Origin of the sequence: Methylophaga thiooxydans DMS010 (assembly GCF_000156355.1) — a bacterium.
GTDB lineage: Bacteria > Pseudomonadota > Gammaproteobacteria > Nitrosococcales > Methylophagaceae > Methylophaga > Methylophaga thiooxydans.
In genome coordinates, this window is record NZ_GG657895.1 from 58665 (window position 1) to 72969 (window position 14305).

A 14305-nucleotide genomic window follows, 5' to 3' on the forward strand; every position below is an offset into this window, starting at 1 on the left:
CCGTGCCAGTTCTTAAGGTATTGATATTATTGGAAATGTACTTTCCGGAGAGCCCTTAATTGGTGCACCACTTACTTATTTACGCACCAAAATAAACCAGCCTTGCACCAATGCAAATCAAGTTTGTTTAAACCTTCAAAATCTGCTATCACCTCCCTGTGATAGCTGCACTAAAATGGATCAGGGAGCGGCGTTCCACACGTGAGACTGTAATTCCCATTCTCCTGCTGCATTCTGCTTAAGTACTGTGACCAGAACGCCACCAAAACTTATGGCCTGCCCTTCTGCATTGACACCTTCTGCTTGCCAATGACCAATCTGGGTAATTTGTTGATCAGCAGCCATTACGTCCACAGTTTTGATCTGATGATTATGAACACCATTTTCGATAAAACCACCAAACAAAGAGCGAATATCCTCATGCCCGCTTAACACAGCACCATTTCCGGGAGAGACGGTCGCAGACTCAGTGTAAAAACTGACTAGTTTGTCTATATTGCCTTGATTCAAGGCTTGGTCCCATTGCTTATTCGCATCAGCGACGACCTGCTCTGGACTTTGGGCGAATGCAGCCCCACTCAGTGCAAGTGCTGCTGTTGTTGCTATCAATAATTTTTTCATTTTTTTCTCCTGATTTAATTAGGAAGCTAACTATTAAGATAAAAAAGTGTTACTCAAAAATATGGCGTTGACTTTTCAGTGCAAGTAATAAGGTCATAAAATGCTCGCCCTGTTCTTTATCAAAGACTGACATTAGCTTATTAAGCCGTTGATAATAATCTGGCATAACCTCATCTAATTTACTCTGCCCTTTTGCTGTCACCCTGACGCGACTTTGACGTCTATCATGGCTATCGGTGACGCGGGAGACTAAACCATCACGTTGCAAACCATTCACCAAACCAGTCATCGTTGCACGACTGACACCTGCCTGCTTGGCCAATGTTGATGGTACAGAACTAAAATCATCTTCACGCATCAACAACAATAATACCCACCAACGTCCCTGCAACAAATCATAACTGCCAAGAAACTGATCCAAACTATTAGACAGATCAGAGGCGACCCGCAGAAAGGTTAAAAACTGCAGCACCTGCTCAATATTGGCATCCGGGTAACGCTTAGTGAATTTTTTCAGTACTTCAGCGTCCGGTAATTCTTTAACTTGCAACATAGGCTCATTATAGTTAGCTAGCTAACTAATTGCAAATAGTTATTTTTCATGAAGATTCAGCTTGGTTTAAGTTTCAGAATCTACTATGTAAAGCGTTCAACAACCAAGGAGAATGAAATGAAAACATTTACAGCTATGACGTTGAGTGGTGCATTTGCATTAACTGCTGCGGTAAGCATTGCAAATGCTGATGATGACATCCGTGAAATGAAAACCTTATCTGAAGGACTGGGGTTGATTTCACTGGAAGAAGCATCAGCTAAAGCTTTAGAAGCCAAACCAGGTGTGATCGAGGATGCTGATCTTGAAGATCGTGACTTCAAAAAAGGCTGGGATTACGAGTTTGAAATCGTTGATGCGGATGGCAATGAATGGGAAGTTTATATCGATGCCAAAACTGGTGAAGTGGGTAAAATTGAAAAAGACTGGTTCTAATCAGGAAGTGAAGACTGCAGGTGCACTGTCACCTGCAGTCCCCCTTTATCAGAATCCTTGAAAAGTAGCTTGCCATCATAACTTTCCACAATATCAAAGACGATAGCAAGGCCAAGACCACTACCCGGTTTAGATTCATCAGCACGAAATCCACGTTGGGTTAAACGAGATAAATCGTCAACTTCACAGCCCGGCCCATCATCGTCAATAACAATTTTTAAACCCTCTTCCATACTGGCACTCACATCAACCTGATGCTGGCACCATTTACACGCGTTATCCAGCAAGTTGCCTAATAGTTCCTGTATATCCTCACGATCACCGTTAAAACGAACATTGGTATCAACATGCCAGTGAATCGCTAATCGTTTATCCTGGTATATCAAATTCAACGTGTCACTGAGTTGCTCCAGCATTTCGGCTAGATTCACCCCTTTTCCAGGTAAGGTAAAGCCAGATACACGTGCTCGCTTGAGTTCACGATCGATAACCTGTCGTATCGCTTCAGTTTGTTGATAAATCATTTGTCGCGTTTGAGGATCTTGTTTAACACTGTCTTTGTCTGCAATTTGATTTAATAATGTGAGCTGTGTTTTTAAACGGTGGGCGAGGTTACCCAGCGATTGACGTGATCGGCGAGTTTTGATGATCATGCTATTGGTTAACCGGTTCAACTCCGACAATAAAGGGCGAATTTCATCTGGAGCGCGTTCATCAACTTTATCAATATCACCTATTGCCAATTTTTTTAATTGACGTTGTGCATGACTCAGAGGGCGAAGTACCTGTCTTATCATTCCCGCCTGAAACAACAATAATAGTAAGACGCCTACTGCTGATACCAAGCTAAAATTACGTACAAGAAGTCGTTTTTCCGCTAACATCCAATCGATATTTTCAGCGACGGTAATGGTAAATTGTTGGCCCTGTTTGAAGTAACCTGCTGATACAGCGAGTAAGGGTTGCTGACGTGGCCCTTCTATATAACTAATATCTTTGACCCCGGTACCCACCCGTTGACTAACAAGGTTGAAGTCCCACAAGGATCGTGAATACAGCGTTTTTTGTTTTGTTTCAACGACGAAATAAAGCCCGGAAAAAGCCCGTTGGTAATTGCTACTGAGCTGAGCATCACTAATCTGTAACTGGCCTGTTTTGTCGATATTTAGATTCGCTAACAAACTCTCAGTTTCTTCCTGAAGATGTTTAATGACCTGCTTTTCAACCAGTTCTTTTACTGTGAAAGTTAACCATAACCATTGACCAAGCAATAACACGGCAAGCAATATCGTCAGACCAATAGAGAGACGACTGCGGATGGAAGTCATGCCGAATCGTTACCAAATACATACCCCTGACCTCGACGTGTATGGATAAGATCGGGACCCAGTTTTTGTCTTAGACGATTCACATACACTTCCATCACATTACTGTCTTTATCGCTATCCAATTGATAGACATGTTCGGTCAATGTGGTTTTAGAAAGTAACTTTCCACGATGCAACATGAAATAGCGCAGTAATTTAAACTCCGTGCCGGTTAAAGCAAGATTTTCACCGGACTTGAGGGTGACGCTTTGTTTAGACTCATCTAATATCAATCCATCTGAATTCAACGTGCCCGGACTCAGGCCTGAGCTTCGCCTCAAAACAGCATTGATACGGACTAGCAACTCTTCTGTTTGGAAAGGCTTGGCCAGATAATCATCGGCTCCCGCCTTAAAGCCCAAGACTTTATCCTCCCACGCATCTCGCGCTGTGAGAATAATAACGGGCGTCGCATTCTCTCTCTGTCGCCAGTTTTTAAGTACCTCAAGCCCTGATTGCCCGGGTAGGCCTAAATCAAGCACGATAAGATCATAGGGTTCAATGTCCCCCATTGCTTCACCATCAATGCCATCTTCAGACAGATCCGTGGCAAAGCCTGATTTATTCAATGCTGATTGTAAGTTAGGACCAAGAACCGGATCATCTTCAACCAGCAATATCCGCACGTTTAATCCTCGTTTTCAAGCTCAAGAAGCTCACCTGTCTGAGCATCCAGTTCTATTTCCCACACTTGTCCGCGGCTATCAAGAATTTCAAGTTCATAGACATAGCGGCCGTCATCACGCTCCAAATCTGTCTCAAGAATTTGACCTTGTTTCACGGCAACAGCCAGATCAATGATCTGTTCCAACGGCAAGATATCGCCACGTTGTTGAAGTTGTCTTGCCGTGTCGGCTTTTTGATCGGCCAAGGTGATCGTGCCAAAGGTCAGGCCGAGAGCACAGACAATCGTTATTGTTAGGCCACAAGAGAGTTTGTTAAGCATGCTTTATTCCAGCTATAAATCTGTTGGTCAACATGCCATATCTAACTTAATTTAAACTGAAAGTAACGTGAGGTTATTGTTGCACCATCGTAAAAATCCGAATGACTTCATCATTTTTGAGTATCACATGCGTGTCATCATTACCTGTTGTACGGTACATCCATTTTTCGAATTGATCATTACTCTGTTCAGCGGTGTCATTGGTACCAACTGCAGGACGGGTATGCCTGCTGATATACGATGGCTCCCAATTTTGGCCACATGTCATTTTGATATCGTCAGCACTCATTCCTAATTCAATCGCTTTCGCACCACACTGCAGCTTATCCATGTCACTGCTGCCAGCCCATGCCGAACCAGCCAGGCTGAGAACTGAAACTAAGCCCATGATAGTTAAACTTTTTGTCATCTTTATGTTCCCGCTAATTTGCTATGTTGTGAAGATAACACGAATTTATAACTGATAGCTCGAATTCATTCACGAAAATTAACCTTGCTGCACAATACGCAAAAAGTGCATATGTTTTTCATGTTGAATTAACGCACTATCATTGTTCTATTCCTGATGATAACCAAACAAATCGTCATACCGGCTACCTTCAGCACGGACATAGCGCTTGCACTGATCGCTTTTGGTTTCATACTGAAAATCATATAGAAAATGGATAAAAGCAAAAGTCATGCTTTTTGACCATAGGGTTAATGATTATTAAGGGGCTTCCCAACCTTAAATATCATCATTTACTATGGCGCTATCTAATCAAACAAAGCCTGAGCAGATGTGGAAATTGTTGGGACAACAGCCTCAAAGGAAAGCTTCTTTAGAAGTTTAAAGACAGAAATGGGTTGCTGAAAGAGGTTCTCGTTGTTTTGTTGAGGCAAGCATGGTTTGATTAGCTATATGATCATCTATTATAGCTATGTCATGCCCCATCAAGAGAATGGCAGTCTATCGCCAAACGCCGCAGCGTAAAGGTTTTGGTTTGCTTACTACGTGATAACCAGTTTAACTTGACTACTACTCATCGTTTACAAACCGCTGTGGGTAATCGACCATTACCATCGTTCATTAGAGACTTTCATGGAAGCAGAACTTAGAGAAATACGCGATCACCTGAGTCAACATCCTCCATTTGATACGTTACTGGACGAGTTGTTAGATGATGTTGTGGGCAATGTTGAGATTACCTATTTTAAGGCAGACTCGATGATCCTTGAGCAAGGGCAGACTATCCACGCACTCTCATATATTCGCAGCGGCGCTGTCGAGATCTATCACTACAATGGTGAGCTCTATAACCGTTTGGAAGAAGGGGATATCTTTGGTCAATTTGGTCTTTTGCGTCAACGCAAGATCCGATTTCCGGTTAAGGCCATAGAAGATACGCTGCTTTATCAAATCCCTGATACTATTTTTGATCGTCTCTGTGACGATGATAGCTTTGCTGATTTTGTGGAGCTGTCTGGTTCGCGCTTGAAAAGCACGGTAGACGGAAGCCTGCGTGAAAATGACTTGATGACGACACGGGTACGAAAGTTAATCAGTCGTTTACCCCTGATGGTGGAAACCACAGTGTCGATTCAGGAGACCGCTCGCCTGATGACTGAGAATGCGGTTTCTTCAGTACTCTTAATTGAGCCCGCCGATGATCAAGATAGTGACGAAGTCTTTAGTGGTGATGAGGGGGGACTCTGGCGGCTGAAAGGTATGGTCACTGATGAAGATTTAAGGTCCCAGGTTATTGCTGCCGGAGTCACAACGGATAGGCCGATAGGTCAACTAAGTGATGGTCGTTTAATTACGCTTCAGTCTGATGAGTCTGTCAACGAAGCCATGTTGACGATGTTGCGTAATCATATTCAGCGGTTGCCGGTACTGCATCGACGACGTCCGGTTGGTGTCATACATCTGTCTGATATCGTTCGTTACGAAACCAACAGCAGCCTGTATTTAGCCAGTAATATTTTTAGCCGGAGCACTGTGCGTGATTTGTCACGGTTGGTTCCAGAAATACGCGCTGCTTTTATACGCCTGGTAGAGGCCGGCTCTACCGCAAAGATGGTTGGCGACGCTATGTCGAGTATCGGACGCAGCCTGATGCGACGTTTGATCGAACTGGCTGAAGATGAGTTAGGGCCAGCGCCGATACCTTATTGCTTTATGGTGCATGGTTCGCTGGCTCGTCACGAGCAATCGGTAATAACGGATCAGGATAATGCGCTTGTATTGCATGATAGTTTCGATCCGCAGCAGCACGATGAATACTTTAAGATGTTGGCGCAAAAGGTCAGCGATGGTTTGGATGCCTGTGGCTATGAATACTGTAAAGGCGGCATTATGGCCACCAATGATGATTGGCGGCAGCCCCTCTCGCAATGGCGACGCTATTTCGATGAGTGGATTGCCGATCCCGATCCTCAACGGCTTTTACACAGCTGTATTTTTTTCGATCTGGATGCTGTGTATGGCGAAGAATATTTAGTGGAAAATCTGCAAGATATGATTGCAAGCAAAGCGCGACATAACCCTCGTTTTTTGGGTGCCATGGCGCGTAATACCTTGAACCGAAGGCCACCTTTGGGTTTCTTTCGTACCTTTGTGATGGAAACCGATGGTCGTCAGCACAAGGTAATTAATATCAAGGGTCGCGGTTTGGCGCCTATAACAGATGTGATTCGTGTGCATGCCTTGGCGGTTGGCTCGCAAGCCCAGAACAGTCTTGACCGTTTGCGGGATATTGAGAAGGCAAATATTTTGCCTGCTGGCCAAGTCGATAAACTGCAGTACGCGCTGGAGTTTATTGCTTTAGTGCGTATGCGTCATCAAGCGCTTGAACTTCAGAATGATCAGGCAATTGACAATGCTATCGAACCAGAAAATATTGACGCAACAGAGCGTCACAATCTAAAAGAGGCCTTCCAAGTGGTTAATAATGCACAGAATTTTCTTCGCTATCGTTACCCATACTAGGCATAAAGGATGTTCAAAAAACGATCGCAACAAAGTGTGATTGATGAGTGGCAGCATTATCAAACGCAGCAGGCGAAGGCTTCTGTAAACCCGACACTACAACGCTTTTATCAAATGCCGCTGACAGATCCCGACATGCCCCTGTCGGAAGTACCGTTTGTAGCGCTGGATTTTGAAACGACTGGATTAGACCCAAGGTACAACGAAATTGTCAGCTTCGGTCTAGTCCCTTTTACCTTGCGAGGTATTAGACCATCAGATGGTCATTATCAGGTGGTGAAGCCAAACTGTGTCTTGTCTGAAGAGTCTATTGCCTTTCATCGTATTACTCATTCTCAGGTAGACACTGCACCGCCGTTGGAAAAGGTGTTAGATGAGCTGCTAGGGCGATTGAGTGGTTGTATCGTGGTTGTGCATTACCAGCAGATAGAGCGGCCTTTTTTGGACTTGGCATGCCGCAAATTGTGGGGGGAGCATTGTTTGTTCCCATTGATTGATACGATGGCAATCGAAGCTCGTTGGCAACGCAGCGGTTGGAAACACCGGTTGAAAAAAACGTTGGGGTTACAGCCTGTGTCAATTCGACTCGATGATAGTCGCCGGCGATATGGTTTGCCGTCCTATTCTGCTCACCATGCAAAAGTAGATGCCATGGCCACAGCTGAGCTGTTTTTAGCTCAGGTGGCCAGGCATTATTCTCCCACAACAGCCATCGGCCAGTTATGGGATTAAATTGGTCGGGCTATCTGGGCTCAGACATTAACCCGCGAACAATGGCATAACACCCCACCAGTAGCACGATTGTGAAAGGAAGCCCGGCAGAGACGGATGCCGCTTGCAATGCAGCGAGTCCACCACCCAGCAGCAAAGCAACAGCGATAGCCCCTTCGATAACGCCCCAGAATACACGCTGAGGTTTAGGCGCATCTATTTTGCCACCGGCAGTAATAGTATCAATAACCAATGAGCCGGAGTCTGAAGAGGTGATAAAGAACACAATAACCAGGATTATGCCGATAAACGACGTGATCTCTGCGACAGGAAGCTGTTCTAGCATCACAAAAAGTTTTAGCGGCAGCTCTGCTGACACAACACCATCGAAACCAGATTGCAGTTGCGCTATCGCGTTGGTGCCAAATGCGGTCATCCAGAAAGTCGAGACGACAGATGGAATCAACAGCACCGAGATTAAAAAGTCACGTACCGTTCGACCACGACTCACCCGGGCAATAAACATACCCACAAAAGGCGACCAGCTGATCCACCATGCCCAGTAGAATGTCGTCCAGCCTTGGCTGAAGTTTGCGTCTTCGCGACCAAAGGGATTCGACAATGCAGGGAGTTCAGTGAAATAGCTATTTAGATTAGAAAAAAAGTTTGAAACAATGAGCAAGGTAGGACCAACAAAAACCACAAACATGAGCAGTGCAAATGCCAGCACCATATTAATTTCTGATAGCCGTTTTACCCCTTTGTCGACACCGGCCACAATTGAGATAACGGCGATTGAGGTGATGACCGCGATGAGTAGAACCAGCACGACGTTTCCATCGCCTACGCCAAATAAATGATCTAATCCCGAAGCCGCTTGTTGCGCACCAAGCCCCAGTGAGGTTGCCAGACCAAAGAGTGTGGCAAACACTGCCAGAATATCGATAAAGTGACCAGGCCAGCCCCATACTCTCTCTCCCAAGATCGGATAGAAAATAGAACGGACCGTGAGCGGTAAGCCTTTATTGAATGAAAAAATCGCCAGTGACAGTGCCACAATGGCATAGATAGCCCAAGGATGCAGACCCCAGTGAAAAATAGTAGCAGCCATACCCAGTTGCCGTGCAGCCTCAGGGTCGCCGGCTGCGCCACCAAGTGGTGCCCAATCAGTTCTCACACCATCAGCACCCACGTTAATACCGCCAACAGCGCTGTTATAGTGAGACAGCGGCTCCGATACACCATAGAAAACTAATCCAATCCCCATACCGGCTGCAAACAGCATAGAAAACCAGGAAAGCCGAGAAAAGTCTGGCTTAGCTTCAGCACCGCCGATGCGGATGCGACCCAATGGTGAAACAATTAACCCCAGGCACAAGACGACGAATATGTTGGCTGACAACAGGAAAAACCATGTCATGTTGGTATTGATCCAATTTTTACTGGCCTCAAAGATCCTAGTGGATTGTTCGGGTAGGGCCAGTGACAGAAGGACAAAAGCCAACACAACAATTGCTGAAACGATAAAAACAACGCCATGGAGATCAATGCTGATTCCCAGATGTTTCGCTCGGTAGTTATCTTGTCCAATCTGATAATCGGTATCGATCAAATTAGCTGCGCCATTGGGTGCGGGTACACCTGCTGATTGCGGTTCAGCGGAGTTATCGGATTGATTACTCACGTTGCTATCCTTTTATTAAAGAGTTTTTGTATGAATGTTCGCACACTATAACAATCCAGCCCCGCCTGTTGGCGGTGCTGATTAAGACATTTAGGCTTAGAAATAATAGCCAAAATTGATCAAAAAGCGGGTCTGCCAATCGTCGTCGGCGTTGGCTCCGAGGCGATCGCCGAAGGCTGCATCACCACCGACAAACTCGTTGCCATTGGAAAAGCCAACTTCGTTGTAGATGTACCAACCACCGCGAGCCAGCGCCACACCGGCAACAATCATTTCACTGTCGTTGAATCCGCTCTTATCTTTGACAATGGAACTGTATTCCAGATAAGGCAGCACGTAGTCCAGCCAAGAAATATTATCGGTAGGTTGGTAATAGCTAAGCGAAACGGCAGGTATCCACCCTTCGGCAGCCGCTGTACTTGGGAAATCATAGGCACCAAATTGCACCAGATCATCTGTACCAAGTGCCTGGTCAACGTCGACATCGAATTCGTAGCGTGTCAGTTGTGTCGCTAACTTAAGGTTGCCCCATTGATTGACCATATGCACCGAGGCGGCGTAGTGGTGACCGTCGGATTGCACCCCGCGACTTTTGAGTTCACCTGCTTGAAGCGAGAAACCCAGGTCAGTTGAGCTGTCTTCATTGCCGTTAAATGAATAAATACCCCGAACATTGATTTGATTACGTTCTTCATACCCCCCACCAGACTCATCGACGACATCATAGGAATAGCGGGCGCTATCACGACTGGCACCGGCATAATGGCCTTCGTCACTGGAGTAATAGCCCACATCCCACGCCCATTTACCGCGTTGTGTACTGTATTTAATCCCCAGATCCATATCATCCGAGAGGCCAAGGTAATAGTGTTGGTCGAACAACCAGGCCTGTGAGAGACCATAGGCGCCGGGACCGAAAGGCACGCGATTGACACCCAGCTGAATCTGACTGTTATCGTCAGGGCTGTAACCTACCCAACCAGTATGTAAGAAATTATAGCCATCGTACCAACGGTACTCGATTTTCGCTGAGTAAGGTCCGTTGCTGTAATCCAAGTTTACACGCAAGGTATCCAAACCAACGTTACCATCATCTTCCCAGGCTCGACCGGGCGCACCGCTATCGTTGGCAGTGTAATCACCTACTGTGTACATGGCACGCATAGCCCCGCCCACAGTCCAATTGCCAATCTTAATTGGCGCGTCAGCATCGGTGAGCTTGGCATTGGTTTCCACCAAGTCTTTATTTTCGGTTTGAATACTTTCTAATTCAGCATTGACCGATTTTAATTCAGCTTCTAGCTGTTGAATACGTGCTTTAAGTTCTGCCTCGCTAGCAGCAAAAGCGGAGCCAGATGTGATAAGCATAAGAGTCAAAAAAGGGACATGGACCCATTTTTTTAGTGATGAGGGTGAGTTTGATTTTTCCCGAACAGGGGGGCTGTGGGTAAGTAAAGTCATTTATCGAGCCTCATCTATTTATGAATGATGGTTGAGTACACACTCGCTGAATAAGCAGCTGTGATCACAGTTCAACTCTACAGTAGCGCGATTGAACCTTGCAAACTGTTGTACATGTACCTGCTGCCCCTCCTCCTGTCATCAAATATACCGAAACAGCGTCGGTGTTTTACCTTTTATTGTTGGAAGTGGTTTCAGGAATTATGTGTCCAAGGACAATAAAGACAGGAGTATGGCTACCTGATAAAGTCGAAAGCCGTCACTTGCAATGGTCCAGTGACAGAACCGGATCGGGTGCTGGAAAAGGTCGATGATGAAGTTGGTGCTGACCTTATCGTCATGGCATCGCATGTTCCGGGCTTCATGGATTATTCTTTTCATGCCAATGCCAGCCATCTGGCAGAGCACGAGCATATTTCAGTATTCATCGTTCGCTGAATCATGGTCTCAGCCACCGTGATATCACCACAGGTTTCGCCGAATCAATGTTAGCTCTGCCCCTATCTTTTGAGCGTCGACGAACTTCATAATCCGATGCAGGTTGGGCTCTCGACCATAATCTGACCGCGTAATAGCTCTATGTGCTTTACAGATTTGACGAGAAAACACACTTCGTCAGAACGTAATATCGGCCGTAACGGGTAAGTGATCTGACGCTTTTTTAGCTAACGCCGTTTTGTGTGCTGAGACATTAAGTAAGTGGTGACGGGGGGTTACCCATACCCTGTCCAGCGCAAAAAAGGGCCAGAAAGAGGGGAAACTGTTTATAGCCGGTGTGATATCAAAATAAGCCTTCAACCAGCGTAATGGTCTGCCCCACAGAAACCATTCATTCAGATCGCCCATTAAAACAGTGGTATCTGCTGTTTTAGTCTCAAACAAAGATAAGATTTTTTGTACCTGAAAACGACGTTCAACCGGTTTAAGACCAAGATGAGTGGCATACACTAATAAGCGGTGATCATCGATGTTCAAACTGAGCTGTATAACACCACGCGGTTCATTATCCTCCAGACTCAAATCAAGCAATTGATGTGACTCAGGTGTTAGTCGGGTCAAAATGGCGTTACCGTAATGCCTACTTTCACGCAGCATGGTCGGCCCAGCTAAAGCTATCATCCCGGTTTGCTGTGCGAGGAAATCAAGCAAATCAATGTCGTTGACCAAGTGATGTTCCACTTCCTGCAAAGCAATCACATCGGCACCTAATTCATTAATAACCGCCGCGATACGAAATGGGTCAAACTGACCATCCGTTCCAATGCAGGCATGAATGTTATAACTGGCCAGCTTGAGTTGCATCTAAGACTTACTCTTCCTCTTCTTCCTGCTTTTTATTGAGAAGGTTTTTAAGTCCCACCATCACCAGAGTGATAACAGCAATAATGACAGCAAATATAGCGATTTGACTGGGTTCCGGCTGCTGTATGGTTTTTATCAAAGAATCGGCAAAAACAGTCAAGCCCAGAATGCCCGGCAACATCCCCAGTAATGTGCCCAAAATGAAATCTTTGGTTTTGATATGTGAAGCACCGGCCACTAAGTTAATCACTGTAAACGGGGCGACAGGGATAATGCGAACGGTGATCACCGCTAACACGCCATGATGAGCTAAACGGCGGCTCAAACGATTAATACTTGATCCTGCTAGTTTTTGTACTGTTTTTCTTCCCAGTTTATGGCCTAGGCCATACGCTAATAAGGCACTTACTATTGAGCCTATCATGGAATACACCGCCCCCCACATGGGGCCAAATGCAAGTGCCGTTGTCACTATCAATAACGTAACGGGAAACGCTAATAAACCAGCCAAACTGAACACAGTGATAACTAATAATGGTGTTAACGGGTGGGACTTGATGCCCTCAGCGGCTGCCGCCAGCGTGTCAGGGCTTAACCATTCACTTAACGGTGTAAAGCGCCAAACCACAGTCAACGCGATGACCACCAGTAACAACCCAATAATTTTCCACCATTGCTTGCTTGTTGATTTAGGCTCCTCTATTGGCAGGAACATTTGTGTCATCTGTTCTGGTTGTAATGGTCGTTCCGGATCGACCACTGCCGATGAGGGCAACATCTGCTCAGCGAGTTCTGGCACCTGACAATCTAATAACCTGAGCGTACGGTTACCGTCTTGTCGTGCATCAATCATCTTGATTAGAGAACCATCTTGAGACAGGGTTTGCCGTAAATCGTCTTCGCTCAAATCAAAATGTTCGGATAATAAACGTTCACGAAACCGGCTGACCTGCTCACGTTGCTGTTCATCTTTGGCTTCTATCGCCAAATCACATTCACTATCGAAGCCCATTGAGCGGTTACTCAGATTAGCCGAACCGACGCGAAGTAGCTTGTCATCAACCACCATCACTTTGGCGTGTACGCTGATATGACTCTGGCCCAAAGCCTCATGATGCGGATAACAGATACGAAGCCTGTTATGTGCATCAGCCTCTTGCAGGCGACAAACAACACGGTGCCGAAGCACATCCATGGTGACTTGCTCCAACCAGCCACCGGTCATCAGTGGTAACACCAAAACAACGTCAGGCCCTTCTCGCTGCTGTAATGACTCTACTAATAAATCTGCTACTTTCCACGATGTGAAATATTGGTTTTCGATGTAGATAAGCTTCTCAGCTGCTTTAATCGCATCAATATAAAGCTGTTCAACTTCTCTGACTTCGGGCTGTGTTTCATATTTCGGAAAAGTACGTGCAATCGCCACGTCGACATTCTCAAACCAACTATCCACCTGTTCCGGCCACGCTGAATCTGTTTTTGCCTGAGGTGGTGTGAGTTGCTCACCTGTCGCGCGTAACCAACGCTCTCTCACAAGTTCAGCTAAGGTTTTGGCTGCCTGACCACTCACCAGCATTTGCACATCATGGAACGGAGGGTAAGGTTGATTATCGGGGTCTAAGCGTCTTTTATCACTGGCTTCATGGTTTGATGTATCCCAGCGATGTTTACCTAAATCAAAGCCCCCTGAAAAAGCAATCTCATCGTCAATCACAACCACTTTTTGATGCTGTGACGCGCCTAGAGGACATTCACCATCCAGTTTGAAATGTAATCTGGATTGCGACTTCCAAGCCGGTTTATACATGGGCAGCCATTCACGCTCCATGGTATAGACCATCGCCCAGTCCCAGTTGAGAATATAGATATCAAGTTCCGGGTTTTGTTTTAAGACGTGGCGGATAAAAGCGCCTAATTCCTCGGGGAAATCACTAGGGCTGTCTTCCTTTCTGATAAGCCGCATACGACTATCAATATCCCAAGACAGGATATACACCGTATGACGTGCCTTTTGCACGGCACTGTGAAATGCACCGAAATAATTTTCACCATCAATAAGGAGAGCGACCCTGTCAGCATGCACCTGCTGCCAACAATTAATACCTTCTTTGATAATATTCGACTTACTCACCGCTCACCTCTGAGTAGTTTAATCGTGACCCAACGTCGCTTTTTTGATCAGACATTTTTAACCTATCAGCAATCAATGACACATCCCAGGCTCTGCCTGATTTATTGTTTTCAAACCTAT

14 protein-coding genes and 1 pseudogene are annotated in these 14305 nt (G+C 45.7%); 5 read left to right on the top strand and 10 right to left on the bottom strand.

Annotated elements, in window-relative coordinates; translation table 11 throughout:
- Window positions 1-180: 180 nt before the first annotated feature.
- Both MDMS009_RS05825 and MDMS009_RS05830 read right to left on the bottom strand, forming a co-directional pair.
- Window positions 181-621, bottom strand: coding sequence for a YybH family protein (locus MDMS009_RS05825; RefSeq protein ID WP_008290781.1), 441 nt, complete (start codon window positions 619-621; stop codon window positions 181-183).
- A gap of 49 nt (window positions 622-670) precedes the next feature.
- Entirely contained in the window at window positions 671-1174 is a 504-nt protein-coding gene (locus tag MDMS009_RS05830) for a MarR family winged helix-turn-helix transcriptional regulator (protein ID WP_008290785.1), read from the bottom strand.
- 117 nt (window positions 1175-1291) lie between these two features.
- Here MDMS009_RS05830 and MDMS009_RS05835 point away from each other — a divergent pair, with 117 nt between their 5' ends.
- Window positions 1292-1609 carry a PepSY domain-containing protein gene (locus MDMS009_RS05835; RefSeq protein ID WP_008290804.1) on the top strand — a complete coding sequence of 106 codons (318 nt, stop codon included), beginning with the start codon at window positions 1292-1294 and terminating at the stop codon, window positions 1607-1609.
- Here the strand turns inward: MDMS009_RS05835 and MDMS009_RS05840 are convergent.
- The 4 genes from MDMS009_RS05840 to MDMS009_RS05855 all read right to left on the bottom strand — a co-directional run bounded on the left by MDMS009_RS05840 (window position 1606) and on the right by MDMS009_RS05855 (window position 4331).
- Entirely contained in the window at window positions 1606-2937 is a 1332-nt protein-coding gene (locus MDMS009_RS05840) for an ATP-binding protein (protein ID WP_008290752.1), read from the bottom strand. The two genes, MDMS009_RS05835 and MDMS009_RS05840, sit on opposite strands and share 4 nt — an antisense overlap.
- Window positions 2934-3602 carry a response regulator transcription factor gene (locus tag MDMS009_RS05845; protein WP_043887982.1) on the bottom strand — a complete coding sequence of 223 codons (669 nt, stop codon included), beginning with the start codon at window positions 3600-3602 and terminating at the stop codon, window positions 2934-2936. Before MDMS009_RS05845 ends, MDMS009_RS05840 begins: the two co-directional genes overlap by 4 nt.
- Window positions 3603-3604: 2 nt before the next feature.
- Entirely contained in the window at window positions 3605-3922 is a 318-nt protein-coding gene (locus tag MDMS009_RS05850) for a PepSY domain-containing protein (protein ID WP_008290808.1), read from the bottom strand.
- 73 nt (window positions 3923-3995) lie between these two features.
- Entirely contained in the window at window positions 3996-4331 is a 336-nt protein-coding gene (locus MDMS009_RS05855; protein WP_008290753.1) for a DUF2845 domain-containing protein, read from the bottom strand.
- Between the two features lie 320 nt (window positions 4332-4651).
- On the opposite strand from MDMS009_RS05855, the pseudogene MDMS009_RS16715 reads away from it, so the two are divergent.
- The 3 genes and pseudogenes from MDMS009_RS16715 to MDMS009_RS05865 form a co-directional block, all read left to right on the top strand.
- A pseudogene (locus MDMS009_RS16715) lies at window positions 4652-4895 on the top strand (integrase core domain-containing protein); the annotation flags it as partial.
- A gap of 108 nt (window positions 4896-5003) precedes the next feature.
- On the top strand, window positions 5004-6893 hold the full coding sequence (locus MDMS009_RS05860; RefSeq protein ID WP_008290805.1) for a DUF294 nucleotidyltransferase-like domain-containing protein: 1890 nt from the start codon (window positions 5004-5006) through the stop codon (window positions 6891-6893).
- A 9-nt stretch (window positions 6894-6902) separates the two neighbouring features.
- Window positions 6903-7625, top strand: coding sequence for a 3'-5' exonuclease (locus tag MDMS009_RS05865; RefSeq protein ID WP_008290802.1), 723 nt, complete (start codon window positions 6903-6905; stop codon window positions 7623-7625).
- Window positions 7626-7635: 10 nt separating this feature from the next.
- Here the strand turns inward: MDMS009_RS05865 and MDMS009_RS05870 are convergent, their stop codons facing one another.
- Complete coding sequence (locus MDMS009_RS05870; protein WP_008290780.1) at window positions 7636-9288, bottom strand: BCCT family transporter; 1653 nt, start codon at window positions 9286-9288, stop codon at window positions 7636-7638.
- A gap of 96 nt (window positions 9289-9384) precedes the next feature.
- Window positions 9385-10656 (bottom strand): coiled-coil domain-containing protein, encoded by a 1272-nt coding sequence (locus tag MDMS009_RS05875; protein ID WP_008290795.1) that lies wholly within the window; start codon window positions 10654-10656, stop codon window positions 9385-9387.
- 369 nt (window positions 10657-11025) lie between these two features.
- Between MDMS009_RS05875 and MDMS009_RS16050 the strand changes: the two genes are divergently transcribed.
- Window positions 11026-11187 carry a universal stress protein gene (locus tag MDMS009_RS16050; RefSeq protein ID WP_008290807.1) on the top strand — a complete coding sequence of 54 codons (162 nt, stop codon included), beginning with the start codon at window positions 11026-11028 and terminating at the stop codon, window positions 11185-11187.
- A 177-nt stretch (window positions 11188-11364) separates the two neighbouring features.
- On the opposite strand, the gene MDMS009_RS05885 is transcribed toward MDMS009_RS16050, so the two are convergent.
- A complete protein-coding gene (locus MDMS009_RS05885; RefSeq protein ID WP_008290810.1) occupies window positions 11365-12051 on the bottom strand; it encodes an endonuclease/exonuclease/phosphatase family protein in 687 nt (228 codons plus the stop codon).
- 7 nt (window positions 12052-12058) lie between these two features.
- Complete coding sequence (locus tag MDMS009_RS05890; RefSeq protein WP_008290749.1) at window positions 12059-14185, bottom strand: VTT domain-containing protein; 2127 nt, start codon at window positions 14183-14185, stop codon at window positions 12059-12061.
- Between the last annotated feature and the right edge of the window lie 120 nt (window positions 14186-14305).

Excerpts from the sequence above, each read along its gene's own strand:
- MDMS009_RS05825 (WP_008290781.1), bottom strand. The coding sequence starts at position 621 with ATGAAAAAATTATTGATAGCAACAACAGCAGCACTTGCACTGAGTGGG.
- MDMS009_RS05840 (WP_008290752.1), bottom strand. The coding sequence starts at position 2,937 with ATGACTTCCATCCGCAGTCGTCTCTCTATTGGTCTGACGATATTGCTT.
- MDMS009_RS05865 (WP_008290802.1), top strand. The coding sequence starts at position 6,903 with ATGTTCAAAAAACGATCGCAACAAAGTGTGATTGATGAGTGGCAGCAT.
- MDMS009_RS05885 (WP_008290810.1), bottom strand. The coding sequence starts at position 12,051 with ATGCAACTCAAGCTGGCCAGTTATAACATTCATGCCTGCATTGGAACG.
- MDMS009_RS05875 (WP_008290795.1), bottom strand. The coding sequence starts at position 10,656 with ATGCTTATCACATCTGGCTCCGCTTTTGCTGCTAGCGAGGCAGAACTT.
- MDMS009_RS05835 (WP_008290804.1), top strand. The coding sequence starts at position 1,292 with ATGAAAACATTTACAGCTATGACGTTGAGTGGTGCATTTGCATTAACT.
- MDMS009_RS05850 (WP_008290808.1), bottom strand. The coding sequence starts at position 3,922 with ATGCTTAACAAACTCTCTTGTGGCCTAACAATAACGATTGTCTGTGCT.
- MDMS009_RS05860 (WP_008290805.1), top strand. The coding sequence starts at position 5,004 with ATGGAAGCAGAACTTAGAGAAATACGCGATCACCTGAGTCAACATCCT.
- MDMS009_RS05855 (WP_008290753.1), bottom strand. The coding sequence starts at position 4,331 with ATGACAAAAAGTTTAACTATCATGGGCTTAGTTTCAGTTCTCAGCCTG.
- MDMS009_RS05830 (WP_008290785.1), bottom strand. The coding sequence starts at position 1,174 with ATGTTGCAAGTTAAAGAATTACCGGACGCTGAAGTACTGAAAAAATTC.